General features: G+C 71.3%; 21 protein-coding genes. 10 read left to right on the top strand and 11 right to left on the bottom strand.

Annotated elements, in window-relative coordinates:
* Nucleotides 1-22: 22 nt before the first annotated feature.
* Complete coding sequence (locus tag ACFWPA_RS09570; RefSeq protein WP_378570069.1) at nucleotides 23-1,456, bottom strand: replication-associated recombination protein A; 1,434 nt, start codon at nucleotides 1,454-1,456, stop codon at nucleotides 23-25.
* A 130-nt stretch (nucleotides 1,457-1,586) separates the two neighbouring features.
* Here ACFWPA_RS09570 and ACFWPA_RS09565 point away from each other — a divergent pair, with 130 nt between their 5' ends.
* The gene (locus ACFWPA_RS09565) at nucleotides 1,587-3,227 is read left to right on the top strand and encodes an alkaline phosphatase D family protein (protein WP_378506254.1); all 1,641 of its coding nucleotides are present in this window, start codon (nucleotides 1,587-1,589) and stop codon (nucleotides 3,225-3,227) included.
* Between the two features lie 23 nt (nucleotides 3,228-3,250).
* Entirely contained in the window at nucleotides 3,251-4,540 is a 1,290-nt protein-coding gene (locus ACFWPA_RS09560) for an alkaline phosphatase family protein (RefSeq protein WP_378506401.1), read from the top strand.
* Between the two features lie 57 nt (nucleotides 4,541-4,597).
* Here ACFWPA_RS09560 and ACFWPA_RS09555 read toward each other — a convergent pair whose 3' ends face one another.
* Both ACFWPA_RS09555 and aspS read right to left on the bottom strand, forming a co-directional pair.
* Nucleotides 4,598-5,830 (bottom strand): kinase, encoded by a 1,233-nt coding sequence (locus ACFWPA_RS09555; RefSeq protein ID WP_378506253.1) that lies wholly within the window; start codon nucleotides 5,828-5,830, stop codon nucleotides 4,598-4,600.
* A gap of 167 nt (nucleotides 5,831-5,997) precedes the next feature.
* Nucleotides 5,998-7,770, bottom strand: a complete 1,773-nt coding sequence (gene aspS, locus ACFWPA_RS09550; protein WP_378506252.1) for an aspartate--tRNA ligase — start codon at nucleotides 7,768-7,770, stop codon at nucleotides 5,998-6,000.
* Nucleotides 7,771-7,932: 162 nt separating this feature from the next.
* On the opposite strand from aspS, the gene ACFWPA_RS09545 reads away from it, so the two are divergent.
* Entirely contained in the window at nucleotides 7,933-8,871 is a 939-nt protein-coding gene (locus ACFWPA_RS09545) for a neutral zinc metallopeptidase (RefSeq protein WP_378506251.1), read from the top strand.
* Between the two features lie 9 nt (nucleotides 8,872-8,880).
* Here ACFWPA_RS09545 and helR read toward each other — a convergent pair whose 3' ends face one another.
* The 4 genes from helR to ACFWPA_RS09525 all read right to left on the bottom strand — a co-directional run bounded on the left by helR (nucleotide 8,881) and on the right by ACFWPA_RS09525 (nucleotide 13,751).
* Nucleotides 8,881-11,106: an RNA polymerase recycling motor ATPase HelR gene (gene helR / locus ACFWPA_RS09540; RefSeq protein WP_378570068.1), complete on the bottom strand. Its 2,226-nt coding sequence runs from the start codon at nucleotides 11,104-11,106 to the stop codon at nucleotides 8,881-8,883.
* Nucleotides 11,107-11,239: 133 nt separating this feature from the next.
* Nucleotides 11,240-12,328, bottom strand: coding sequence for an AI-2E family transporter (locus ACFWPA_RS09535; RefSeq protein ID WP_378506249.1), 1,089 nt, complete (start codon nucleotides 12,326-12,328; stop codon nucleotides 11,240-11,242).
* Nucleotides 12,329-12,381: 53 nt separating this feature from the next.
* Entirely contained in the window at nucleotides 12,382-13,419 is a 1,038-nt protein-coding gene (locus ACFWPA_RS09530; RefSeq protein WP_378570067.1) for an Rv2578c family radical SAM protein, read from the bottom strand.
* A gap of 65 nt (nucleotides 13,420-13,484) precedes the next feature.
* Complete coding sequence (locus ACFWPA_RS09525) at nucleotides 13,485-13,751, bottom strand: DUF1876 domain-containing protein (protein ID WP_378506247.1); 267 nt, start codon at nucleotides 13,749-13,751, stop codon at nucleotides 13,485-13,487.
* A 111-nt stretch (nucleotides 13,752-13,862) separates the two neighbouring features.
* On the opposite strand from ACFWPA_RS09525, the gene ACFWPA_RS09520 reads away from it, so the two are divergent.
* The 5 genes from ACFWPA_RS09520 to ACFWPA_RS09500 all read left to right on the top strand — a co-directional run bounded on the left by ACFWPA_RS09520 (nucleotide 13,863) and on the right by ACFWPA_RS09500 (nucleotide 18,260).
* Complete coding sequence (locus tag ACFWPA_RS09520) at nucleotides 13,863-14,309, top strand: HIT family protein (RefSeq protein ID WP_378506246.1); 447 nt, start codon at nucleotides 13,863-13,865, stop codon at nucleotides 14,307-14,309.
* Between the two features lie 87 nt (nucleotides 14,310-14,396).
* Nucleotides 14,397-16,241, top strand: coding sequence for a DUF222 domain-containing protein (locus ACFWPA_RS09515; protein WP_378570066.1), 1,845 nt, complete (start codon nucleotides 14,397-14,399; stop codon nucleotides 16,239-16,241).
* A gap of 63 nt (nucleotides 16,242-16,304) precedes the next feature.
* Nucleotides 16,305-16,916 carry a DJ-1/PfpI family protein gene (locus ACFWPA_RS09510; protein WP_378570065.1) on the top strand — a complete coding sequence of 204 codons (612 nt, stop codon included), beginning with the start codon at nucleotides 16,305-16,307 and terminating at the stop codon, nucleotides 16,914-16,916.
* Nucleotides 16,913-17,407 carry a MarR family winged helix-turn-helix transcriptional regulator gene (locus ACFWPA_RS09505; protein WP_378506243.1) on the top strand — a complete coding sequence of 165 codons (495 nt, stop codon included), beginning with the start codon at nucleotides 16,913-16,915 and terminating at the stop codon, nucleotides 17,405-17,407. The genes ACFWPA_RS09510 and ACFWPA_RS09505 overlap by 4 nt, the downstream gene beginning before the upstream one ends.
* 46 nt (nucleotides 17,408-17,453) lie before the next feature.
* Nucleotides 17,454-18,260, top strand: a complete 807-nt coding sequence (locus ACFWPA_RS09500; protein WP_378570064.1) for a CPBP family intramembrane glutamic endopeptidase — start codon at nucleotides 17,454-17,456, stop codon at nucleotides 18,258-18,260.
* A 42-nt stretch (nucleotides 18,261-18,302) separates the two neighbouring features.
* Here the strand turns inward: ACFWPA_RS09500 and ACFWPA_RS09495 are convergent, their stop codons facing one another.
* Genes ACFWPA_RS09495 through ACFWPA_RS09485 form a run of 3 tightly spaced genes read right to left on the bottom strand, consistent with a single transcriptional unit; the run spans nucleotide 18,303 to nucleotide 20,898 of the window.
* A complete protein-coding gene (locus tag ACFWPA_RS09495; RefSeq protein ID WP_378570063.1) occupies nucleotides 18,303-18,935 on the bottom strand; it encodes a hypothetical protein in 633 nt (210 codons plus the stop codon).
* Complete coding sequence (hisS, locus tag ACFWPA_RS09490) at nucleotides 18,922-20,202, bottom strand: histidine--tRNA ligase (RefSeq protein WP_378570062.1); 1,281 nt, start codon at nucleotides 20,200-20,202, stop codon at nucleotides 18,922-18,924. The genes ACFWPA_RS09495 and hisS overlap by 14 nt, the downstream gene beginning before the upstream one ends.
* Nucleotides 20,203-20,223: 21 nt before the next feature.
* Nucleotides 20,224-20,898 (bottom strand): MBL fold metallo-hydrolase, encoded by a 675-nt coding sequence (locus tag ACFWPA_RS09485; protein ID WP_378570061.1) that lies wholly within the window; start codon nucleotides 20,896-20,898, stop codon nucleotides 20,224-20,226.
* A gap of 160 nt (nucleotides 20,899-21,058) precedes the next feature.
* Between ACFWPA_RS09485 and ACFWPA_RS09480 the strand changes: the two genes are divergently transcribed.
* Nucleotides 21,059-21,934, top strand: a complete 876-nt coding sequence (locus tag ACFWPA_RS09480; protein ID WP_378570060.1) for a peptidylprolyl isomerase — start codon at nucleotides 21,059-21,061, stop codon at nucleotides 21,932-21,934.
* Nucleotides 21,931-22,737 (top strand): peptidylprolyl isomerase, encoded by an 807-nt coding sequence (locus ACFWPA_RS09475; RefSeq protein ID WP_378506237.1) that lies wholly within the window; start codon nucleotides 21,931-21,933, stop codon nucleotides 22,735-22,737. Before ACFWPA_RS09480 ends, ACFWPA_RS09475 begins: the two co-directional genes overlap by 4 nt.
* Before the next feature lie 35 nt (nucleotides 22,738-22,772).
* Here the strand turns inward: ACFWPA_RS09475 and ACFWPA_RS09470 are convergent, their stop codons facing one another.
* Entirely contained in the window at nucleotides 22,773-25,094 is a 2,322-nt protein-coding gene (locus tag ACFWPA_RS09470) for a RelA/SpoT family protein (protein WP_378570059.1), read from the bottom strand.
* Nucleotides 25,095-25,110: the final 16 nt, after the last annotated feature.

The following is a 25,110-nucleotide window of genomic DNA, read 5'->3' as shown; positions in this document are numbered from 1 at the left end:
GTGCACAGCACGCACAGGCGCGTCAGCCGCGGACGATACGCCGCAATTTGCCGACCCGCGCGCCGATCTCGCGCTCGGAGCCGTGCGTGGTCGGGTCGTAGTAGTCGACCCCGACGAGGTCGTCCGGCGGGTACTGCTGCGCCAGCACCCCGTCGGACGTGTCGTGCGGGTACCGGTAGCCGACCGCATTGCCGAGGGGCTGCGCGCCCGCGTAGTGCCCGTCCCGCAGGTGCGGCGGAACGGCCCCGACCTTGCCCGCCCGGATGTCGGCGATCGCGGCCCCGATCGCGGCGGTGACCGCACCGGACTTGGGCGCGGTGGCGATGTGGATGGTGGCCTGCGCCAGCGCGAGCTGCGCCTCCGGCATCCCGACGAGCTGCACCACCTGCGCGGCTGCGGTCGCGGTCTGCAGCGCCGTCGGGTCGGCCATCCCGACATCCTCGCTGGCATGGATCATCAACCGCCGGGCAATGAACCGCGGGTCCTCCCCCGCGACGATCATCCGTGCGAGGTAGTGCAGCGCGGCGTCGACGTCGGATCCGCGCAGCGACTTGATAAACGCGCTGATGATGTCGTAATGCTGGTCGCCGTCCCGGTCGTAGCGGACCGCGGCCCGGTCGACGCTTGCCTCGACCGCGGCGAGGTCGACGACGGCACCACCGTCGCGGTCCTGCACGGCCTCGACCGCCGCCTCGAGCGCGGTCAGCGCCCGCCGCGCGTCGCCGCCGGAAAGCCGGACCAGGTGGTCGATCGCCTCGTCCGCCAGCGTGACGGCACCGCCGAACCCCCGCGGATCGGTCACCGCACGGTCGAGAAGTTCACGAATGTCCCCGTCCGTCAGCGACTTCAGCTGCAGCACCAGCGACCGGGACAGCAGCGGCGAGACGACGGAGAACGACGGGTTCTCGGTGGTCGCGGCGACGAGCAGCACGATCCGGTTCTCCACGGCGGCGAGCAGCGCGTCCTGCTGGGTCTTGGAGAAGCGGTGTACCTCGTCGATGAACAGCACGGTCTGTTCGCCGGGAGTGGAGCCCACGGAACGACCCGAGGTCCCCGCCGCGAGTCGCCTGCGGGCCAGGTCGATGACGGCGCGCACATCCTTGACCCCGGCGGACAGCGCGGACAGCGCCTCGAACCGGCGTCCGGTGGCCCGGGAGATCAGCGACGCGAGGGTCGTCTTGCCGGTGCCGGGCGGACCGTACAGCAGCACCGAGGCGGCGCCGGATCCCTCGACGAGGCGGCGCAGCGGGGCACCCGACCCGAGGAGATGGTCCTGGCCGAGCACCTCCTCGAGGGTCTCCGGGCGCATCCGGACGGCCAGCGGCGCGTCGGGGCGGGTCGGCGCGAGACCCCCGGTGACGCCGCCGGGTGCGGGTTCCCGGTCCACCGCGCCCGGCGCCTCGAACAGACCGTTCTCCTCGGCCGCGCTGTCGGACGGTCCCAGCCAATCGCTCACGTGCTCGAACCTACCGGGCCCGGCCGGCCCGGCGGCCGGTGGGCGACGGCCGTCGGAACTCTTCGTGAACATCGGTTCGGACCCAGCGCCACCGATTGAACACTCGTCCAGTTTCGGTTGTCATGCAGGCATGTCCACCGACGACTCGCCCCGCCTCACCCGCCGCACCGTGTTGCTGGGTTCGACCCTCGCGGCGGGCGCCGCCGTGCTCGCGGCCCGGACCGCGACCGCCACCGAGCCGGGCACGGCATTCGCCAACGGGGTCGCATCCGGGGATCCGCTGCCCGACCGGGTGATCATCTGGACGCGCATCACCCCGACCCCGGACGCCACCCCCGGATCCGGCGCGGGGGCGCCGACCCGGGTGCGCTGGGAGGTCGCGACCGACCCCGGATTCGCCGCCGTGGTCCGGGCGGGCGCCGTCACCGCGACCGCCGACACCGACCACACCGTGAAGGTGGACGTGACGGGCCTCGCACCCGCGACGACCTACCACTACCGGTTCACCGCACCCGACGGCCAGCGGTCCCGCCCCGGCCGCACCCGCACCGCACCGCACGTGGACGCCGACGTCGCCCGCCTGCGGTTCGGGGTGGTGTCCTGCTCGAACTGGGAGGCCGGGTACTTCGCCGCATACCGGCATCTCGCCGCCCGCGACGACCTCGACGCGATCGTCCACCTCGGCGACTACCTCTACGAGTACGGGCGCGGCGAGTACGGCGCCCGCGGCGGCCCGGTCCGACTGCACGACCCGGCGCACGAGATCGTGACGCTCGCCGACTACCGAATCCGGCACGCGCAGTACAAGACCGACCCGGACCTGCAGGCCCTGCACGCCAGGCAACCGTTCATCGTCACCTGGGACGACCACGAGACCGCCGACAACGCCTGGCGGGACGGCGCCGAGAACCACACCCCCGGGCTCGAGGGCGCCTGGGCGCGACGGTACGCCGACGGCAGGCGCGCCTACCTGGAATGGATGCCGCTCCGCGTGACCCGCCCCGACCAGCCGCTGTACCGGCGGTTGCGGTTCGGCCGGTTGGCGGAACTGTCGATGCTGGACCTGCGCAGTCACCGCTCCGAGCAGGTGTCGGCCGCCTCGGCCGCGGTCGACGCGACCGACCGGACGATCACCGGCGCGCGCCAACTCGACTGGCTGACCGCGGGCATCGTCACCGCGCCGACCCGATGGCGGCTGGTCGGCAATCCCGTGATGATCGCGCCGATCCTGTTGCCGCCCCTGGATGTTCGCACGACGGAGGCGCTCACCCGTGCGGTCGGCGTGCCCCGGGCCGGGCTGTCGTACAACGCCGACCAGTGGGACGGCTACACCAGCGACCGGCGCCGTCTCTTCGACGCGATCGCCGCGGCCGCCGCCCCGAACACCGTCTTCCTCACCGGCGACATCCACTCGTCGTGGGCGGCGGAACTGCCCCTCGACGCCGCGCAGCAGCCCGCGGGCGGCACCGTGGGCACCGAGTTCGTCGTCCCGTCGGTGACCTCCCCCAACATCGACGACCTGCTCGGCGTCCCATCCCGCTCGGCCTCCCCGGCGGTCGAGGCCGCGCTGCGGGCGACGAACCGTCACCTGCGGCACGTCGAACTGGACTCGCACGGGTTCGGGGTGTTCGAGGTGACCGCCGACCGCGCCCAGATGGACTGGTGGTATCTGACCGACCCGACCGATCCGGCGGCGGGCGCCCGGGTCGGCGCGAGCCTCGCGGTCGCGGACGGCAGCCAGCGACTCTCCCCCGCCACCCCGCTGCCGTGACCGCCGCGAACGACGAGGTGACCGTGCACCCCACCCACACCCACCGCACCAACCCGTCCGGGCCGTCCCGGCGCACCGTCCTCGCCGGCGCGGCCGCCCTGACCGGGCTCACCGTGCTGGGCACCGCCCCCGCCCGCGCGACGGCGGCAGGCAGGCGGGCCGCCGCCCCGGACGCGGACGTGTACGTCCTGGTGGTCGACGGGATGCGTCCCGACGAGCTGACGCCGGACCGCACCCCGGCCCTCACCGCGCTGGCCGAGTCCGGCGTCCGGTTCCCGAACGCGTCGGCGATCACCGTGGCCGAGACCCTGCCCAATCACGCGGCGATGATGACCGGGGTGCTCCCGAACCGGAACGGGGTGCCCGCCAACACGATCCACGACCGCGCCGAGGGCGGCACCCGCGAACTGGATCGGCCGGGTGACCTGCTGGCGCCGACGATGCTCGACCGGGTGCGCGCCGAGCGCGGGTGGGTGACGGCGTCGGTGCTGTCGAAACGCTATCTGCATGGCCTGTTCGGCGGGCGGGCATCGGTGGCGTGGGATCCGGTGCCGCAGATCCCGGGAACCGAGCACGCCCCGGACCTGTTCACCACGACGGCGCTGACGCAGATCGTCGCCGAGCATTCCCCGCGGCTGACGTTCGTCAACCTGGGCGACGTGGACCGGGTCGGGCACCTCGACCTGTCCGGGCCGTCGCTGCGGCTGGCCAGGACGCAGTCACTGCGCGGCACCGACGAACTGGTGCGCCGGTTCACCGCGTTCCTGCACGAGTCCGGGCGGTGGGACCGCAGTGTGCTGATCGTGCTCGCCGACCATTCAATGGACTGGTCGGTGCCGACCAGGCTGGTCGGCCTGACCGCGCCATTGGCCGCGGATCCGCTGCTCCGGGGTCGGGTGCGGATCGCGCAGAACGGCGGCGCCGACCTGGTCTACTTCACCGGCGGCGACGACGAGCGGGCCGCCGCGATCACCCGGATCCGGCGGATCGCCGCCGCGGTCGAGGGTGTCGAGTCGGCGTGGGCGGTCGCAGACACCGCGCTCGGGGACCGCGCTGGGGACGTCGCGGTGTTCTGCCTGCCCGGGTGGCGGTTCAGCGACCCAACCCCGATGTCCAACCCGATCCCCGGCAACCACGGGCACGCCGCGACGCTGCCGATCCCGTTCTTCGTCGCCGGTGGTCACCGCGTTGTCGGGCCGCCGCGGATCGACCGGATCCCGGTGCGGACGGTCGACGTGGCACCGACCGTCGCGGCGCTGTTCGGCATGTCCGCCCCGGCGGGCGGCTGGGACGGGGCGGCGCGGATCGGGTGATCCGGGTCGCGTCCCGTCGGCTCAGGTCCAGGCGCTGGCTCAGGTCCAAGCGCTGGCTCAGGTCCAGACGTCGGCGAGCCGGTCGGCGACGTCCCTGGCATGGTCGGCGACGACCGCGACCTGCGCGTGCTCGGCGAACTCGCCGAGCGCGCGCCACCGCGCGGTCAGCGCCTTGGAGCGCGGCGCCGACAGCTGGTGTTCGCGCACCGCGGCGATCCGGGCGTGGTCCTCCGGGAGGAACCAGTAGGTGGACAGCCACACCCACACCAGCTGAGCCTCGAGGAGCCGGGCGTACAGGGTCCGATCGTCGGCGAGGTGCGGCCACATGCCGACAACCTCGGCCCGCCAGGCCTCGACCATCGCCAGCGAGCGCTGCGTGGACAGCTCGAAGCTGCACAGGCAGCCGGGGAAGGAGATGAGCGCGTAGGCGAGGTCGAGGGTGGCGTCCCGGAAGCCACCCCACTCGTAGTCGAGGAATCGGACACCCTCGTCGTTGACGATGATGTTGTCCGGGCACAGGTCGGACGGGCTGAACGCGCGGTGCCGTCCGCCGTCGAACAGGGCGGTCGCGCGCTGCGCCATCTCGATCACCTCCGACGCAGGCGCGGCGCCGAGGTCCCGGTCGAGCATGCCGGGCAGCTTCGGAATCGTCGTCGCGACCTGACCGGACACCGCGTTCCCGAGGTGCGCGACACCGGAGCGGCGCAGCAGCGCGGCGAAGTCCTCCTCCCGACCGACGGTGGCGGCGTGCATGCGCCCCAGCGACTGGGCAAGGGCCATCAGGGAATTGGTGACCGCCGCCTCGTCCTGGCGGACGAGGAGCCGAGCCAGCGGGTCGGCGTCACCGAGGTCGGTGAGGATCAGCAACCGCGCGGACAGGTCGTACGCGATCAGCGAGGGACCGGGACGGCTGTCCGTCGCGAGCGCGGTGGCGAACTGGTAGGAGACGGCCTCCCGCAGGAACGCGGTCTCGGCCACCTCCCCGCCTGCCGCTCCGCCGCGGCCGAGCAGGTCGCCCTCGAACGTGCCGTCCCCGGCGGTGCCGCCCGGGTACCCGGCGACACTGCGGGCGTGCGCGACCTCGGACAGTTCCCGGACCTGCTTGATCACCAGGGTGCGGGGCAGCGAGAACGGGTTCGCCGCGCACCGAACGCGGAGGACGACGGTGCGGCCACTGCCCCCGAGATCGACGGGATCGACGAGGGTCACCGGCGCGCCGGTGCGGCGCTCGAGCAGCCGTTCGGCGGCGGCAACCACTTCGGATACTGGATCAGCCAAGAGTGCGGTCATAGCGCCCAACAACCTACCTGCCCGAGGTGACATCGCGGGGGCACTCCGCGCGGCGGGGAAGGGTGGTTCCCGGACTGCTCCCGAGCCGACCAGCGACAACGGACCGATCCGTCCGTTGCGTAACGAAACGGTCACGGCCCGCGCCGGTGCGGCCCGGGAGCGGCAGGTCAGGCCTCGTCCGGCTCCGGCGTGAAGTCGATACCCGACTCCGTGCGCTGCAGTTCGGTGATCGGGGCAGGCGCCTCGGTGAGCGGGTCGACGCCGCCGCCGGACTTCGGGAACGCGATCACCTCACGGATCGAGTCCATCCCGGCGAGCAGCGCGGTGATCCGGTCCCAGCCGAACGCGATGCCGCCGTGCGGCGGGGCGCCAAACGCGAAGGCGTCGAGCAGGAAGCCGAACTTCTCCTCCGCCTCCTCGTGCGAGATACCCATCACCTTGAAGACGCGTTCCTGAATGTCCTTGCGGTGGATGCGGATCGACCCGCCGCCGATCTCATTGCCGTTGCAGACGATGTCGTAGGCGTAGGCCAGCGCCGAGCCGGGGTCGGTGTCGAAGGAGTCGATCGACTCCGGCTTCGGCGAGGTGAACGCGTGATGCACGGCGGTCCAGGCGCTGTAGCCGAGGGCAACGTCGCCGCCCGCGACGGCGTCGGAGGTGGGCTCGAACAGCGGCGCGTCGACGATCCACACGAACGCCCACTCGTTCGGGTCGATCAGGTCCTGCTTGCGGGCGATCTCGCCGCGGGCGGCGCCGAGCAGTCCCCGCATCGCCTTGGTGGCGCCTGCCGCGAAGAAGATGCAGTCGCCGGGCTGCGCGCCGACGTGCGCGGCGAGGCCCGCACGCTCGGCGTCGGTGAGGTTCTTCGCGACCGGACCGGTCAGCTCCCCGTCCTCGCCGATGAGCACGTAGGCCAGCCCCTTGGCGCCGCGCTGCTTCGCCCACTCCTGCCAGGCATCGAGCTGGCGCCGCGGCTGGCTCGCGCCGCCGGGCATCACCACCGCGCCGACATACTCGGCCTGGAACACCCGGAAGGTGGTGTCGGAGAAGAACTCCATGCACTCGACGAGTTCGATGCCGAACCGCAGGTCCGGCTTGTCGGAGCCGTAGCGGCGCATCGCCTCGGCGTAGGTCATCCGGGCGATCGGGGTGGTGATCTCGTGCCCGATCAGCTTCCACAGGTTGGTCAGGATCTCCTCCGCGAGGAGGATCACGTCGTCCTGGTTGACGAAGCTCATCTCGATGTCGAGCTGGGTGAACTCCGGCTGCCGGTCGGCGCGGAAGTCCTCGTCGCGGTAGCAGCGCGCGATCTGGTAGTACCGCTCGATGCCGCCGACCATCAGCAGCTGCTTGAACAGCTGCGGCGACTGCGGCAGCGCGTAGAAGTTGCCCGGCTGCAGGCGGGCGGGAACCAGGAAGTCGCGCGCACCCTCCGGGGTGGACCGGGTCAGGGTCGGGGTCTCGACCTCCACGAACTGGTGGTGGGCGAGCACCTCGCGGGCCGCCGCATTGACCTTCGACCGCAGCCGGATCGCGTGGGCCGGGCCCTCGCGACGCAGGTCCAGGTAGCGGTGCTTGAGGCGGGCCTCCTCGCCGGGCTGGTCGTCGAGCTGGAACGGCAGCGGGGCGCTCTCGTTGAGGACCTCGAGCTGCGTCGCATTGACCTCGATCGCGCCGGTCGGGATCTCGAAGTTCTGGTTGCCCTCGGGCCGGACCTCGACGGCACCGGTGACCTTCACGCAGTACTCGGCGCGCAGCCGGTGCGCCTGCTCGAGCACGTCATCGCTGCGGAAGACCACCTGCGCGACGCCGGACGCGTCCCGCAGGTCGATGAAGATGACGCCGCCGTGGTCGCGCCGCCGCGCTACCCAGCCGGTGAGGGTGACGGTCTGATCGGCCTGCTCGGCTCGCAACGAGCCGGCGAGATGGGTGCGCAGCACGGGGTTCCTTTCACGCGTCCAGCACGAGATGTCTGGGAGTGGTTGCCCTGTGATCCTACGGAGGTCCCGATCCGAAGACACAATGCGGCGGACCATCACGACCAGCAGCCTTCGTGCCAAGCTGATGCGCACGGATCGGACGCGGAGAGCGAGGGGTGGACGATGACCTTCAACGAGGGCGCGCGGATGGACGGTGGCCGGGTGCGGGTCGGCGGGGGCGGCGGCGGGCGCCGCGGCCCCGGCGGCAAGGTCGCGCTCGGCGGCGGTCTCGGCGGCATCGTGGTGCTGGTGCTGGCCCTGCTGCTCGGCGGCGACCCCGCAAGCCTGCTCGGCGGCGGGCAGTCCGGCACCGAACCGCAGCCCGGCGCCGCGGGCGGCACCCTGGAGAACTGCGAGACCGGCGCCGACGCCAACCGCGACGTGAACTGCCGCGTCGCGTTCACCGCAGCGAGCCTGGACTCGGTGTGGGGCGCGGAGCTCGAGGAGCAGACCGGGACCCGATACGTCGAGCCGGGCATCACCCTGTTCTCCGGCGCGATCAACACCGGCTGCGGCAACGCGACCAGCGACGTCGGGCCGTTCTACTGCCCGGCCGACTCGACCGGCTACTTCGACACCAGCTTCTTCCAGCTGCTCGTCGACCAATACGGCTCGTCGGGCGGACCCCTCGCGCAGGAGTACGTGGTCGCGCACGAGGTGGGCCACCACATCCAGAACCAGCTCGGCGACATCGGACGCGCCCAGGCCGACCCCCGCGGACCCGAGTCCGGCGCGGTGCGCACCGAGCTGCAGGCCGACTGCTACGCCGGGATCTGGGCGCACTACGCCGACAACCAGGCCGGCCCCGACGGCGGAGCACCGTTCCTGGAGCCGTTGAGCAAGAACGACATCCGGGATGCACTGTCCGCCGCGTCCTCGGTCGGCGACGACCGGATCCAGCGGGCGGCGACCGGCCGGGTGAACCCCGAGGGCTGGACCCACGGGTCCGCCGAACAGCGGCAGAAGTGGTTCCTCACCGGCTACCAGACCGGCCAGGTGTCGGACTGCAACACCTACGCCGCCCGCGACCTCGACAACCCGTCCGCGCTGACGGGCAGCTGACGAACGGCGCTACCGGGCGCCGCCGTCGACGCCGTGCGGGCCGTCACCGGTGAGCCCGGCCAGCGCCCGCGGCAGCGGGGCGCGGTGCAGGACGCCGAGCCGTTGGGTCGCTCGGGTGAGGGCGACGTACAGATCGGCCGCACCGCGGGGGCCGTCGGCGAGGATCCGTTCCGGAAGGACGACCAGCACCGCGTCGAACTCAAGACCCTTCGTCTGCGACGGCGGCACCGCACCGGGGACGCCGTCCGGCCCGATGACCACGCTCGTCCCCGCCCTTCCCGACTCGGCACGGACGAACTCGTCGATGGCGACCCCGAGGTCACCGTCCCCGTCGACCCGCCTGGCCCACGGCCGGACCCCGCACGCGCGCACCGATTCCGGCGGCACGACATCGGGCGCGAACTCACCGAGCAGCGCGCCCGCGACCGCCATGATCTCGGCCGGGGTGCGGTAGTTGACCGACAGCGGCCGGTACACCCACCGGCCCGGCACATGCCGGTCGAACAGCGCGGCCCAGGACGACGCCCCGGCCGCCGATCGCCGTTGCGCCAGGTCGCCGACGACCGTGAACGACCGGCTCGGGCAGCGCCGCATCAGTACCCGCCAGTCCATCTCCGAGAGCTCCTGCGCCTCGTCGACCACCACGTGCCGGTAGGTCCAGTCCCGATCCGCCGCAGCGCGGTCCGCGAGGTCCCTGGTGTCCCGTTCGACGAAACGGTCCGCCAACTCTCCCGCGTCGAGCAGGTCGGTCGCAAACAGGTGATCGTCGTCGTCCATGTGGTCGGCGCGACCGACCATCAGATCGAGCACCCCCGCCGCGTAGGTCGCCGCCGCGTCGGCTTCGGCCCTCCGGCGCCGGTCGGCGGCCCGCTCCGCGGCCGGGTCGGTCCCGAGCAGGTCGACCAATTCGTCGAGCAGCGGCACGTCCGACACCGTCCAGGCGTCGCCTTCCTCCCGCAGCAACACCGGGTCCGCTCCCGCGGCAGCGAGCCGGCTCGGTGACGAATACAGCTGCGCCAGCAGTGTTTCCGGCGCGAGCATCGGCCACAGTTCGTCGAGCGCCGCGGTGAAGGCGGCGTGCTCCGCCAGCTCGGCGCGCAGGTCCGCGCGCAGCTGCTCCCATGCCTCACGGTCGGTCCGGCTCAGCCAGCCGCGACCGATCCGCCCGATCGCCCGCTCGGTGAGCACGTACGTGACGATGTCGGTGAAGATTGCGCGGGCGGCGTTGTGCGGCAGGCCGCTTCCCCGCGCCTCCTCCCTGGCCCACGCCGCGGTCTCGGCGTCGATGCGCACCGTCACGTCGGCGAGGTCGAGCGTCACGGGATCCTCCGGCAGTCGCTGCCGGTCGGCGATCGCCGCCGCGAGCACGTCCAGCATCCGCAGCGATCCCTTGATCCGGGCCGTCTCGGGCGGATCCACCGCGGTGACGTGCAGGCCCGGAACCAGGTCGCCGGTGGTCGTGAACACGACGTCGGTCTCCCCCAGCGACGGCAGCACCCGGTCGATGTGGGTCAGGAACGCCCGATTCGGCCCGACGACGAGGACGCCGTGGCGGGCGATCTGCTCCCGCTGCGTGTACAGCAGGTAGGCGACGCGGTGCAGGGCGACCACCGTCTTCCCGGTGCCGGGTCCGCCCTCGATGACGAGCACGCCGGGATGCTCGAGCCGGATGATCCGGTCCTGCTCGGCCTGGATCGTCGCCACGATGTCCCGCATGCCGTCGCCGCGGGGCGCGTTCACCGCCGCGAGCAGCGCATCATCGCCCGCCGCGTCGCCGTCCGGACTGCCGAGCACCTCGTCGGTGTACCCGACCACCGCACGGCCGCGTCCGTGGAACTGCCTGCGCCGCCGCATGCCCTCCGGGTGCGCACCGGTGGCGGTGTAGAAGGCACGCGACGCGGGCGCCCGCCAGTCGAGCAGCAGCGGTTCGCGATCGTTCGCGTCGTCGAGGAGGCCGATGCGGCCGATGTACGACCGCTCCCCGGAGATCGCGTCCAGCCGGCCGAAGCACAGCCCGCTGTCGGCGACGTTCAGGCGCGCCACCTCGGCTGCCAACGTCCGCACCGCAACGTCGCGCTCGACCAGGGTGCCGCCGTTCTCGGCGTCGACCGGGCTGCGCAGCGCGGCGCCGTGCCGTTGCTGCACCCGGGCCCGCTCCGCGTCCAGCCGCGCGTGCAATCCCGCAACGTAGTCCTGCTCGGACCGGAGTTCGTCCTCGTACCCGTGCTGTGACATGCGCCCCCTCGGCGTCGAGAAGTCCGCTGGTTGCGGCTTCGGCGGACGATTCTGCGCCGCACCCCGGGCCTTGCGGCAAGCCCCCGGGTGCGCTATAGGTTGAAGGTGGAAGCAGTCGTCCCCACGCTCGGCGTCAGGTCGAATCCGCGCCGTCCGGCCGCTCATGAACGAGTTCGTAACGGCGCCCGTAGGTTTCGACGATCGCCTGGATGACGGCGACCACTGGGACCGACACCAGCGCGCCGACGGCGCCGAACAGCGACGCCCCGACGATCACCGAGCCGAAGGCCACTGCCGGATGGATCGACACCGTCCTCGACGTGATCCGGGGATGCAGGAGGTAGTTCTCCACCTGCTGGTACGCGGTCCCGAACACCACCACCCACACCCCGTCCATCGGCTGCTGGGCCGCCGCGATGATCGCGGGCAACGCGATCGCCAGGTAGGTGCCGAGGGTCGGGATGAACTGGGAGACGACCCCCGTCCAGATCGCCAACGGCAGCCAGTAGGGCACCCCGATCAGCATCAGGAAGATCCCGGTGGCGACCGTGCTGACGGCGGCAAGGATCAGCCGCGACACCACGTAGCCGCCCGCCTTGTCGACCGAGATCGACCACACCGTGGAGATGATCTCCTGCTGCCGCGCCGGGAACCAACTGGAGATGGTCCGCCTCAGTTGCGGGCCCTCCGCGGACATGTAGAACACGAACAGCAGCAGAGTCAGTCCCTGGAACACGACGCCGACCAGCGACGACACCACCCCGAGGACGCTGGGGGTGTACTTCTGGGCGAGGTCCCGGACCGTCTCCGGGGTGATCTTGATCAGATCCTTGCCGGTCGCGAAGTCGGTTCCGAACGTGCGGTTGGCCCAGTCGGTCACCCGAGACAGCGCGTCGGGCAGCGCGGTCAGTAGCTGCGCCAACTGTTCAGCGAGGAGGGCACCGAAGACCGCGACGAATCCGATCGCGAACAGGATCACCGCGACCAGCACGATGCCGGTGCCCGCGCCGCGCCGCAGCCCCTTCCGTTCGAACCAGTCGACGACCGGTTCGATGGTGACGCTCGCGAGCCACGCCAGGAACAGCAGACCGAGGAATCCGCGCAGATTGTGGAACAGCCAGCCCGACATCTGATAGGCGGCGATCGCGAGGAGAACGTAGACGATCGCGAGCCGGAGCCAGCGGAGATTCGCCCGCCGACCCGCCGCACGGTCCTCGCTCATCGCACCCTCCGCCGTCGGATGGTTCGTGCCGGTGTCCGGAATCTACCCCGCGCTCAGAACAGTGTCAGCGCCTGCGCGCCAGCGCCGACCGGTTCCGGTGGCTGCGCGGCAGGCGCCGGCGGACGCGGGGCCGCGCCACCGAGTCCGTACCGCTCGACGAGGGGCGTCACCCGGTCTCGCAGCCATGCCCGATACTCGGGGGTGACGGTGGCGCCGCGCCCGTAGAGCTGCCGGTATCGGCGGATCAGCGCCGGATGGTGGTCGGCCACCCAGTTCAGGAACCACCCGCGAGTGCTGCCCCTCAGGTGCATCGGGATGACCGTGACACCGGTCGCGCCTGCCTCCGCGATCGCACCGAGCAGGCCGTCCAGGTGCGTGGTCGAGTCGGTGAGATACGGCATGACCGGCGCGACCATGACCGTGCAGTCGAAGCCCGCATCGGTGATCGCCCGGATCAGGTCGAGCCGGGCCCGCGGCGACGGGGTGCCCGGTTCGATCGCCCGCTGCAGGTCCGCGTCGCCGATTGCCAGCGACACCGCGAGTGAGACCGGGACCTGACGGGCTGCGAGGGTGAGCAGTGGCAGGTCGCGCCGCAGCAGGGTGCCCTTGGTGAGGATCGAGAACGGTGTCCCCGACTCAGCGAGCGCGGTGATGACGCCGGGCATCAGCCGGTAGCGGCCCTCGGCGCGCTGGTAGGGGTCGGTATTGGTGCCGAGCGCGACCGGTTCCCCCTTCCAGGATCGGCGCGCGAGTTCGCGGCGCAGCACCGCGGCGACGTTGACCTTGACGACCAGCTGGGTGTCGAAGTCCGCACCCGCGTCGAGGTCGAGGTACTCGTGGGTCGGCCGGGCGAAGCAGTAGCGACACGCATGGGTGCAGCCGCGAAAGGTGTTGACGGTGAACCGGAACGGCAGTGGCGACCCGTCCGGCACCCGGTTCAGCGCGGACTTGCACAGGACCTCATGGAAGGTGACGCCGTCAAACTCGGGGGTCTGCACGCTGCGCACCAGCCCGGCCCGCGCCAGACCGGGGAGGGCGCCGTCCTCGACGTCCGATTCGACGGCCTCCAGCGTCTGTCCCTGCCACCGCATGACCCATAGTCGAACATTCGTTCTAGGTCGAGTCAAGCCTGGCAGGGAATTCGCTTCCCGGGCAGCTACGCGTACAGCAGCGCCTTCCGGTGGGTGATGCTCTCGATGTCGGCCGCGGTCGCATCGATCAGCTGATGCGACAGGTCCGCAAGCGCACGCGCGGTCGCGAGCTCGTCACCGATCGCGGGCACGTCGCGGTCGGCCGGGTTGAGCCGGGCCAAGCCGACGCCGACCAGGTCCGGCCTCCCCTCCGCGTGCAGCCGCGCCTTCGCGCGCGTCCGTCCGTCGTGCTCGTCGATCTCCATGGTCACCGACCACGTCTTCGCATCCATGATGGTCGCCTCCTCAACTCCCTCCCTCAACGATGGCAGCAGCGGGCAGCCACGTCGAGTGCCGGCCGGCGAGTAGCCACAGCCACCATCTCCGGGGCGCAGGATGGACCCATGATCACCGATCCGCCGGGGGCGCGAACAGCGCCGGGCGACTGCCTGTTCTGCGGGATCGCCGACGGCCGAATCGACGCGCACATCGTCCACCGGGACGCGGACACGGTGGCGTTCCTCGACCACAGGCCGGTGTTCGCGGGCCACGTCCTGCTGGTGCCGCGCACCCACGTCCCGGTGCTGGCCGATCTGCCCGCCGACCTGATTTCGCCGGTGTTCACCGCCGCACAACGGCTGTCCGCGGCAATGGTCGCTGGCCTGGGCGCACAGGGATCGTTCGTCGCGATCAACAACACGGTGTCGCAGTCGGTGCCGCACCTGCACGTGCACATCGTGCCCCGCACCACGGGGGACGGCCTGCGCGGCTTCTTCTGGCCCCGAACGAGATATGTCGACCATGCCGAGGCGAGCGCCGTCGCGGACCGGATCAGAAGGGCACTCAGCTGACCACCATCGCGGGCGGCAGCGGGACCACATGGTACGGCTGGCGAAGCATCCTCGACCCGAGGCCCACCCCCCGTTACACTCGTACGCATGTTCGATTCGGGGGATTCGACACAGCGAGACTCGACACCGCGGGACGACGCGACACCGCGAGACTCGGCACCGGCGTCGGGGGTTCTGGCCGGCGTTCCCGAGGTCGAGTGGTCGGCGGTACTCCGCGAGCAGCACGCGGCGATCGCGCGGGCACAGTTCCTCGAGGTCGACGCCGTCGCCACCGTCTACCTGGCGCGGTGCGCGGCCGATGCGAAGCGGGGCTGCAATGACGCATTCCAGGGCGAGTTCGCCGCCGCGGAGGTCGGCCTGGTCTATCGGTGGACCGAGCCGACCGCGCACCGGGTGATCGGCCTCGGGGTCGACCTGCGTTGGCGACTGCACGCCACCTCAGCCGCATTCGCAGCGGGAGCCATCGACCAGGCCCGCGCGCAGACCATCTCCGACGCCCTCACCAACGTCTCCCCGGACCGGGTGGACCACATCGAGCGACTACTCCTCGATGGGTCGGACACCCTGAACACCACGAAGCTGCGGGCCAAGGCGCGCCGCCTGATCGCCCGCCACGATCCCGATGCGGCAACACGCCGCAGGCAGCAGGCCGAGGCCGATCGCGACATCCGGTTCCACGCCAATGAGGACGGGACGTGCACCGTCGACGGCACCCTCCCCGGCCCCGCCGGGCAGATCATCGCAATGCGACTGCGGTCGATGTGCTTCGACGTCTGCGCCGACGATCCCCGCAGCTTCGCGCAGCGCCGCGCCGACGCCCTGCTCGCCCTCGCCACCGACAGTCCGTACCTAGACTGCCGCTGCGGCCGCACCGACTGCACCGCCGCCGGCCGAACGAGCAGCGAGTGCACCACACCGACGCATCACGCCGCAGCACCGTCGTTCACGGCGCGGCCGCTGCCCCCGACCACCGTCCATGTCGGCGTGAACCTGACCACCCTCCTCAGCCTCGACGATCTCCCCGGGTATCTGGCCGGGCACGGCTGGATCGACGCGGACCTCGCACGCGAGCTGTCCGCCGACGGCACCTGGCGGCGGGTCCTCACCCTGACCGACGCCGACCGCGAGGCGATCCTCGACGCCCTCTGCGGACACACCGGGACCGAACCGACGCCGGAACCCGCACCCGACCGCGGCGAGCCATTCCACCCGCCGGACACCCCTGCGCCCGAACCGGTTTCCGATGATGCCTGGCTCGCCCGCCGCCGCGCGGGCAGCCTCCCGCACGGTGCCGTCGTCGGGATCGGGCGCGCCCTGCGCGCCGCCGGAATCACCCCGACCGCGATTCGCGAACGCACCGCGCACCGCCGCGAGCAGCTGACCTATCGCCCCTCGGCGCGCCTCGCCGAGATCGTGCGGACCCGCGACGGCACCTGCCGGTTCCCCGGCTGCAGCGCCCGCGCCGCTACCTGCGACCTCGACCACACCGTCCCCTTCGACCATGCCGACCCCGGGCGCGGCGGCCGCACCGTCGAGCAGAACCTCGCCTGCCTGTGCCGGCGCCACCACCGCCTCAAGACGAGCGGACTCTGGACGGTTCGACAACTTGGCGGCGGCCGGCTCGAATGGACCGCCCCGACCGGGGAATTCGCGACCACGGACCCCGCGGGCGCCTTCAGCGACGACACCGCGACCGTGGGCGCCGCCGACCGCAACCTCGCCGAGTCGTACGGCCTGACCCTCACCGACCCGCTCACCCTCGACCGACTCTTCGACCCGCACCACGGCCGCGGGGTGGAGGCCGACCTCCGCTACGTCATCGACGCCCACCCGCGACCCGGCCCGTCCGTCGTCGTCCCGGCGACGCCGATCGAGGTCGACCTCACGGACCCGACCCGGCCCACCGCCCGCGAGGAGCCGGCACCGTTCTGACCCGACCAGCACCCAACACCCAACACCCTTGACAACGCCTTGTCATATTGACAGTCTGTTGTCATGACTGACACCGTGCACGTCGCCCTCTACGACACGTTCGTCGACTGGGAGATCGGCTACGCCATCGACCACATCAACAATCCGGAATGGCAGAAGACCCCCGGCCGGTACGCCGTCGCCACCGTCGGCGCGACCACCGCACCGGTGACCTCCACCGGCGGCCTGCGGATGCTGCCCGACACCACCCTCGACGACCTCGACCCGCGCGGCAGCGCGATGCTGATCCTCGCGGGCAACAACATCTGGAACACCGACACGTTCACGCCGTTCGCGGAGAAGGCGGGCGAGTTCCTGCGGGCGGGCGTCCCCGTCGCGGCGATCTGCGGCGCAACGGGCGGCCTCGCCCTCGCCGGACTCCTCGACGAGCACGCCCACACCAGCAACGCGGCCGAATTCCTCGACGGCGTCGGCTACGCGGGCGGATCCCGCTACCGAGACGAACCCGCGGTCACCGACCGCGACCTGATCACCGCGTCGGGCATCGCACCGGTCCACTTCGCGCGGGAGATCTTCCGCCGCCTCGACCTGTACGAGCCCGACGTGCTCGACGCCTGGTTCGCCCTATACGGCCTGCGCGACCCGGCAGGCTTCTACGCGCTGGCCAACCGGTGACTGAGCTCCCCCACCAACAGCTCCTCAGTGGCCTCGCGCTGGCGTCGTTCCGCCTCAACGGGCAGTTCCTTGCCGTCGCCGAGGACCTGACGCGACCGGTCGGCCTCACCGCCGCCTGGTGGCAGGTCCTCGGCGCGGTACTGCCGCGGCCCCAGCCGGTGGCCGACATCGCCCGCGACATGGGCATCACCCGCCAGGCGGTGCAGCGGATCGCGAACCTGCTCGTGGACCGCGGTCTCGCCGAGTACCGGCCAAACCCGGCCCATCGCCGCGCCAAACTGGTGGCGGCCACCGAGGAGGGCCGCCGGGCGGTGCGCCGGATCGACCCGGCACACCGCGCATTCGCGCGGCGGCTGACGCGGGAGCTCGACCCGGACGAGCTGGCTAGCACACTCCAGGCAATGCACCGGCTGTCCGCGGTGCTCGACCGGCTCGCCGCGCCCGACGCGGTGGCGGACACGGCGGGACGGTCACCCGATTATGAGGCGTGAGCCGTGATGATGTAGCCGACACATCCCTTGGACGAGAGGCACATCCGTGAGCGACCCATCGAGTGCTCGCCCCGCACCCGTCCGCCACGCCGCCCCGAGCGACCGGTTCGGCAAATTTGTGGAGCGCCGCGACGGCAAGGACTTCCCCTACTACACCGGCGTCCCGGTCGGCTTCACCGTGCAGCAGTGGATCCTGCTGTGGATCTCGGTCGCCGTCGGGTTCGCTGCCCTGGTCACCCTCCCCCAGTCGACTCCCCTCGTCGCCCTGCTACCGCGGATCCTGTTCGTCGCGATCCCGCTGGGCACACTGGCGTACCTGGCTCGCGACCAGTGGAAGGCGCTGTTCCGGAAGGTGAACGGCGCCGACGTGCGCACGATGATCGGGTTCGCCGTCCTCAACCTGGTCGTCACCTCGATCCTCGCCCTGATCGTCAAGGCCCTGTTCGGGACCGCCGAGAATCCCGCCGTCGACGGCTCCGACGGCTGGGGCGCCCTCGACTACGTTGCGTTCTACGCGGGCACCGGCATCCAGCTGGTCGGCGAGGAACTGTTCACGATCATCCCGTTCCTCGCGCTGCTGTACTTCCTCGTCACGAAGGGGAAGCTGCCGCGCACGACGGCCATCGTGCTCGCGTGGCTGATCAGCGCGGTGTGGTTTGGAGCCGCGCACCTGCCGACCTACGACTGGAACTTCGCCCAGGCGCTCATCGTCATCGGCGGCGCCCGACTGGTGTTGACGCTGGCCTACATTCGCACCAAGAACTTGACGGTGTCGATCGGTGCCCACATCATCAACGACTGGGTTCTGTTCACGCAGTCACTGTTCTTCAGCACGGCGCTGATCGCGCTCTGACCCTGCCGCCGCCCACCGACGAGAGCTCGTGCTGCACACCGATCAGTCGGTGAGCCGCACGACCTCCTCGTCGGTGAGGACGGTCTGCGGGACGCGGTTCGCTTCCCTGGCGAGTTGCACGGCCCGGTACAGCGGCCGCTCCTCCAGGCCAGCCCCGCGGGCCTCGGCCCGCAGCTGCGCGATCAGCACCGTGGACATCGCGACCGCGGGCGCCAGCTCCCCCGACACCAGCCCGTCGGCCAGCGCGCGCAGCGGCAGCACCTCGAGCTCGCGGCCGCCGTCGGCGGTGTACAGCGCCAGCGGGACGGTGACCCGGCGGTCGCCGTCCCCTACCCGCAGCGCGACCTGTGACACCCGGCCGCTGCGCACCAGCAGTTCCGCGCTCACCGCCCGCGCGACGTCGACGGACACCGCGCGGAGACCGGAGTGGGCATGAATCACCGTGTCGGTCATCGATGTTCGGCGCCGGGTCGCGGCCAACGCGGACAGCGCGGTCGGAACACCGAGCAGCGACCCGACGAGGGCGCCGACGGCGACCGAGGTGAACACACCGACGATCGCACCGACCACCACCCCCAGCAGGAACGCGAACACCGCCAGCCGGCGCAGCCGCGGCGTGATCAGGCGCGCTGGCACCAGGTCCAGGTCGACCGACCCGCCGTCAGCTGCCGGCAAGGACCGAACCCACCTCGGCGACAACGGCATCGAGCGACACCTGACGCTGGTCCCCGGTCGCCAGGTCCTTGACGCCGATCACCCCATCCTCGATGTCCCGCTCGCCAAGGACGAGGGCAAGCTTCGCGCCGGAACGGTCCGCGGCCTTCATCGCGCCCTTGACGCCGCGCCCACCGTAGGCGAGGTCGACGCGGATGCCCGCAGACCGCAGCTGCGCGGCGATGACCACCAGCGTGCCCTTCGCCTCGGCGCCGAGGGGCACGCCGAACACCTCGCAGCGGGCGGGCGTCGCCGCCGTCTTGCCCTCCGCCTGCAACGCGAGGATCGTGCGGTCGACACCGAGTCCGAACCCGATGCCGGACAACGATTGTCCGCCGAGCTGCGCCATCAGGCCGTCGTAGCGTCCGCCGCCACCGATCCCGGACTGCGCGCCGAGGCCCTCGTGCACGAACTCGAACGTCGTCTTCGTGTAGTAGTCGAGTCCGCGCACCATCCGCGGGTTGATCGTGTACGGCACGCCCAGCGCGTCCAGGTGCGCCAGCACCTCGTCGAAGTGCGCCTTCGCCTCCTGCGACAGGTGGTCGAGCATCAGTGGTGCGTCGGCGGTCAGCTCCTTGATGTGCGGGCGCTTGTCGTCGAGGACCCGCAGCGGGTTGATCTCCGCGCGCCGCCGGGTGTCCTCGTCGAGGTCGAGCCCGAACAGGAACTCCTGCAGCAGCTCCCGATACTGCGGGCGGCAGGTGTCGTCGCCGAGCGAGGTGATCTCGAGCCGAAACCCGTCGAGCCCGAGCCCGCGGAAGCCGGCGTCGGCGATCGCGATCACCTCGGCGTCGAGGGCCGGGTCGTCGACACCGATCGCCTCGACCCCCACCTGCTGCAGCTGCCGGTAGCGGCCCGCCTGCGGGCGCTCGTACCGAAAGAAGGGGCCCGCGTAGCTCAGCTTCACCGGCAGCTGCCCGCGATCGAGTCCGTGCTCGATGACGGCGCGCATCACGCCCGCGGTGCCCTCCGGCCGCAACGTCACCGACCGGTCACCGCGGTCGGCGAAGGTGTACATCTCCTTGCTGACCACGTCGGTGGATTCGCCGACACCGCGCGCGAACAGGCCGGTGTCCTCGAAGATCGGCAGCTCGATGTGGCCGTACCCGGCGAGCCGGGCGGGCCGGGTCAGCCCGTCGCGGACGGCGACGAACTCCGCCGACACCGGCGGCACGTAGTCGGGGACGCCCTTGGGGGCGGAGAACGCGCTGTTTCTGGACTTGCTCACGATGCCTACTTTTCCCTACCGCTACCCGGACAGTCCAACCAGAAACGGGTTCGACGCCCGCTCCTGCCCGATCGATGTCGCGCCGCCGTGGCCGGGGAGCACCGCGGTCGCGTCGTCGAGGATCAGCAGCTTGGCGGCGATCGACGCGAGCAGCTGCTCGTGGTTGCCGCCGGGCAGGTCGGAGCGGCCGATCGACCCGGCGAACAGGGTGTCGCCGGTCAAGGCCAGCGGGACAACGCCGTGCTCGGTGCCGACCGTCGTGCGGAGCACCACCGAGCCCTGGGTGTGGCCGGGGGTGTGGTCGACGGTGATCGTGATGCCCGCGAGGTCGAGGACGTCGCCGTCCGCGAGGTCGATCACCTCGGACGGCTCCCGGAACTCGGCGTCCCCGATCATCGCGGACAGCGCTGCACCGGTGCCGCGCAGCGGGTCGGACAGCATGTAGCGGTCCTCGGGATGGATGTAGGCGGGGATCCCGAACTTCTCGCACACCGGCTGCACCGACCAGGTGTGGTCGAGGTGCCCGTGCGTGAGCAGCACCGCTGCGGGGGTCAGGGACTGCTTGCCGAGGAACTCGATCAGCGGTTCCGCCGCGTTCTGTCCGGGGTCGACGACGAGGCACTCGCTCGCGCCGTCCTGCGCGAGGATGTAGCAGTTCGTCTGGAAGGCGCCGGCCGGGAATCCGGTGACGAGCACGGCAATCGCTCCTCGAGGTGATGGGACAGGTCCGCCGCACAGCCTATGTGTTACGACAGCGGCGCCGTTTCACAGGTTCGGGTGGCAGACTCGGTCACCGACAAATTCGGCGCCGAAACCGGCGCCGCACGTGTGGGTCCAGATCCGGAGGTAGCCAGCAGTGCCAAGCAATGAGCAGCGTCGCCAGGCAGCGAAACGCAAGCTGGAGCGACAGCTCGAGCGACGGGCGGAGCGGGAACGCAAACGCAAGCGGATGACGATCGCGGTGTCCGTCCTCGGCGCCGTCGTCGTGGTCGCGGCGGGTGCGGTGGTGTTCGGGCTGACCCGCTCCGACGACTCCGTCGACACCGCCGCCGACGCCGGTCAGGAACCCACCGAGCAGCCAACGCCGGGCGCGCTGCCCACCGCCCGCGCGGAGGCGCTGCCCGCCACCGTCGACTGCACCTACATTCCCGACGGGCAAACCCCGGCCAAGCAGGCGACCGTGCCGAACGCGACGGCGGTCTCCACCGAGGGCACCGTCACCGTGGACCTGGCCACCGACCAGGGGCCGATCGGCCTGAACCTGGATCGGGCGAAGGCACCGTGCACGGTCAACAGCATGGTCTCGCTGGCGGAGCAGGGCTACTTCAACGACACCCCCTGCCACCGACTGTCCACCGTCGGCCTGAAGATCCTGCAGTGCGGCGACCCGACCGGGCAGGGCACCGGCGGGCCGGGCTACGGCTTCGTCAACGAGTTCCCCACCGACCAGTACAGCCCGGAGGATCCGACGATCGACCAGCCGGTGACCTACCCGCGCGGCACGATCGCGATGGCCAACACCGGCCAGCCCGGCAGCAACGGCAGCCAGTTCTTCCTGGTGTACGACGACTCCCCGCTGCCGCCGATGTACACCGTCTTCGGCACCATCTCCGACGAGGGCCTCGCCACCGTCGAGAAGATCGCCGCCGCCGGTGACGACGGCTCGATGTCCGCGGGCGGCGGCAAGCCCAACACCCCCGTGCAGATCCAGACGGCTACGGTGGCCGCATGATGCGTACCCCGTTGATCCGCACCCTCGCCGCGACGGCCGGCGTCGGCCTCGCGCTGACCGCCGTCGCCTGTTCGTCCGACGACACCGGAACCGACGCCGCCGCGTCGACGACGTCGGCCGCGGCCCGGACGGCGCAGCCGGAGGTGGACATGTCGGTGTACCCGGCGCTGCCCGCGGTCCCGGCGGCGGCAGCGTCGACGGTGTCCTGCGAGTACCCGTCGACGTCGCGGCAGGCCGCGAAGCCGGTGCAGCCGCCCGCGACGACGGACGTCTCGACCGTGGGGACGGCCGCGGTCACCCTGACCACCTCGCAGGGCCCGATCGGGTTGACCCTGGACCGCGCGGAGGCCCCGTGCACGGTCAACTCGTTCGTGTCGCTTGCCGAGCAGGGCTACTTCGACGACACCCCGTGCCACCGGCTGGTCACCAGCCCCGGGCTGCAGGTGCTGCAGTGCGGTGACCCGACCGGGCAGGGCACCGGCGGACCCGGCTACGGCTTCGACAACGAGTACCCGACCACCGTGTACGGCGCGGACGACCCGGCCGGGCAGCAGCCGATGCGGTACCCGCGCGGCACGGTGGCGATGGCGAACTCCGGGCAGCCGGGCAGCAACGGCAGCCAGTTCTTCCTGGTGTACGCGGACTCGGTGTTGCCGCCGCAGTACACCGTCTTCGGCACCATCTCCGACGAGGGCCTCGCCACCGTCGAGAAGGTCGCCGCGGCCGGCGACGACGGGTCGATGTCCGCGGGCGGCGGCAAGCCGAACACCCCGGTGCAGATCGAGACGGCCACCGTCGGCTGAGTGACGCCGCGCGGCCTGAACCGAGCCGATCGCGTTCAGGCCGCGCTGGTCATCCGGTAGACGTCGTACACGCCCTCGACGTTGCGGACCACGTTGAGCACGTGCCCGAGGTGCTTCGGGTCGCCCATCTCGAAGGTGAACCGGCTGATCGCGACCCGGTCCCCCGAGGTGGTCACCGACGCCGACAGGATGTTCACCTTCTCGTCGGCGAGGGCCTTCGTCACGTCCGAGAGCAGCCGGTGCCGGTCGAGCGCCTCGATCTGGATCGCGACCAGGAACACCGACGACGCCGACGGCGCCCACTGCACCTCGATGATCCGCTCCGACTGCCCGCGCAGCGACGACGCGTTGGTGCAGTCGGTACGGTGCACGCTGACCGCGCCGCCGCGGGTGACGAACCCCATGATCTCGTCGCCGGGCACCGGGGTGCAGCACTTCGCGAGCTTCGCAACGGTGCCCTCCGCGCCGGGAACCAGGACACCGGAGTCGGTGCCGCGCCGCGGCCGCATCGGCATCGTCGACGGCGTGGACCGTTCGGCGAGTTCCTCCTCCACCGCGCCGACGCCGCCGAGCTGCGCGACGAGGCGCTGCACGACGTGCTGCGCGGAGACGTTGTGCTCGCCGACCGCCGTGTACAGCGCGGACACGTCGGCGTACCGCAGTTCATGCGCGATCGCGGTCATCGACTCGGCGCTGAGCAGCCGCTGCAGCGGCAGCCCGCCCCGCCGGACCTCCTTGGCGATGGCCTCCTTGCCCGCCTCGAGGGCCTCCTCCCTGCGTTCCTTCGCGAACCACTGCCGGATCTTCGCCTTCGCCCGCGGTGACACCACGAACGTCTGCCAATCCCGGCTCGGTCCGGCGTTCGCGGCCTTCGAGGTGAACACCTCGACGACCTCACCGTTCTCCAGGGTCCGTTCGAGCGCGACGAGGCGGCCGTTGACGCGGGCGCCAATGCACCGGTGCCCGACCTCGGTGTGCACCGCGTACGCGAAGTCGACCGGGGTCGACCCGGCGGGCAGCGTGATCACCTCGCCCTTCGGGGTGAAGACGAAGATCTCCTTGACCGCGAGGTCGTAGCGCAGCGATTCGAGGAACTCGCCCGGGTCGGCGGCCTCCCGCTGCCAGTCCAGCAGCTGACGCATCCACGCCATGTCGTCGACCTCGGCGGTGTCGGAGCCGTGCTTGCCGCGCGTCTCCTTGTACCGCCAGTGCGCGGCGATGCCGAACTCCGCGGTCCGGTGCATCTCGCGGGTGCGGATCTGCACCTCAAGGGGCTTGCCCTCCGGGCCGATGACGGTGGTGTGTAGCGACTGGTACACCCCGTACCTGGGCTGGGCGATGTAGTCCTTGAACCGGCCCGCCATCGGCTGCCACAGCGAGTGCACGACACCGACCGCCGCGTAGCAGTCCCGGATCTCGTCGCACAGGATCCGGACGCCGACCAGGTCGTGGATGTCGTCGAAGTCGCGGCCCTTGACGATCATCTTCTGGTAGATCGACCAGTAGTGCTTGGGCCTGCCCTCGACGGTCGCGCTGATCCGGGACGCGGACAGGGTCGCGTTGATCTCGGCCCGCACCTTCGCCAGATAGGTGTCCCGGGACGGCGCGCGGTCCGCGACCAGCCGCACGATCTCCTCGTACTTCTTCGGGTGCAGGATCGCGAAGGACAGGTCCTCCAGCTCCCACTTGACGGTCGCCATACCCAGCCGATGCGCAAGCGGCGCAATCACTTCCAGTGTTTCGCGAGCCTTGCGGGCCTGCTTCTCCGGCGGCAGGAACCGCATCGTGCGCATGTTGTGCAGGCGGTCGGCGACCTTGATCACCAGCACCCGCGGATCGCGGGCCATCGCGATGATCATCTTGCGGATGGTCTCCGCCTCGGCGGCGTGACCGAGCACCACCTTGTCCAGCTTGGTGACCCCGTCGACGAGGTGCGCGACCTCCTCCCCGAAGTCGCCGGTGAGCTGCTCGAGCGAGTAGCCGGTGTCCTCGACGGTGTCGTGCAGCAGCGCCGCGATCAAGGTGGTGGTGTCCATGCCGAGTTCGGCGAGGATCGTCGCGACGGCGAGCGGGTGGGTGATGTACGGGTCGCCGGACTTGCGCTTCTGGTGCGCGTGCCGTTCCTCGGCGACGTCGTAGGCGCGCTGCAGCGTGGCGAGGTTCGCCTTCGGGTACAGCTCGCGGTGGATCGCGACGAGCGGTTCGAGCACCGGCCTGATCGTGGTGTTGCGCTGTGCCGTGATCCGGCGGGCCAGCCGGGCCCGGACGCGACGCGACGCCGAGGTCGGAACCGCCTGCGCGGACGCGTCGTTCGGCGTCGTACCCCCGGACCCGGACCTGTCGAGGTTCTGCGTCACATCCGTCACCTCCCTA

The sequence above is a fragment of the Rhodococcus sp. NPDC058505 genome (assembly GCF_042720095.1).
Taxonomy (GTDB): domain Bacteria; phylum Actinomycetota; class Actinomycetes; order Mycobacteriales; family Mycobacteriaceae; genus Rhodococcus_G.
This window is presented reverse-complemented; position numbering and strand designations above follow the sequence as displayed.

Excerpts from the sequence above, each read along its gene's own strand:
- ACFWPA_RS09525 (WP_378506247.1), bottom strand. The coding sequence starts at position 13,751 with ATGGATGCGAAGACGTGGTCGGTGACCATGGAGATCGACGAGCACGAC.
- ACFWPA_RS09565 (WP_378506254.1), top strand. The coding sequence starts at position 1,587 with ATGTCCACCGACGACTCGCCCCGCCTCACCCGCCGCACCGTGTTGCTG.
- ACFWPA_RS09475 (WP_378506237.1), top strand. The coding sequence starts at position 21,931 with ATGATGCGTACCCCGTTGATCCGCACCCTCGCCGCGACGGCCGGCGTC.
- ACFWPA_RS09510 (WP_378570065.1), top strand. The coding sequence starts at position 16,305 with ATGACTGACACCGTGCACGTCGCCCTCTACGACACGTTCGTCGACTGG.
- ACFWPA_RS09515 (WP_378570066.1), top strand. The coding sequence starts at position 14,397 with ATGTTCGATTCGGGGGATTCGACACAGCGAGACTCGACACCGCGGGAC.
- ACFWPA_RS09535 (WP_378506249.1), bottom strand. The coding sequence starts at position 12,328 with ATGAGCGAGGACCGTGCGGCGGGTCGGCGGGCGAATCTCCGCTGGCTC.
- ACFWPA_RS09530 (WP_378570067.1), bottom strand. The coding sequence starts at position 13,419 with ATGCGGTGGCAGGGACAGACGCTGGAGGCCGTCGAATCGGACGTCGAG.
- ACFWPA_RS09555 (WP_378506253.1), bottom strand. The coding sequence starts at position 5,830 with ATGACCGCACTCTTGGCTGATCCAGTATCCGAAGTGGTTGCCGCCGCC.
- ACFWPA_RS09520 (WP_378506246.1), top strand. The coding sequence starts at position 13,863 with ATGATCACCGATCCGCCGGGGGCGCGAACAGCGCCGGGCGACTGCCTG.
- helR (WP_378570068.1), bottom strand. The coding sequence starts at position 11,106 with ATGTCACAGCACGGGTACGAGGACGAACTCCGGTCCGAGCAGGACTAC.
- ACFWPA_RS09545 (WP_378506251.1), top strand. The coding sequence starts at position 7,933 with ATGACCTTCAACGAGGGCGCGCGGATGGACGGTGGCCGGGTGCGGGTC.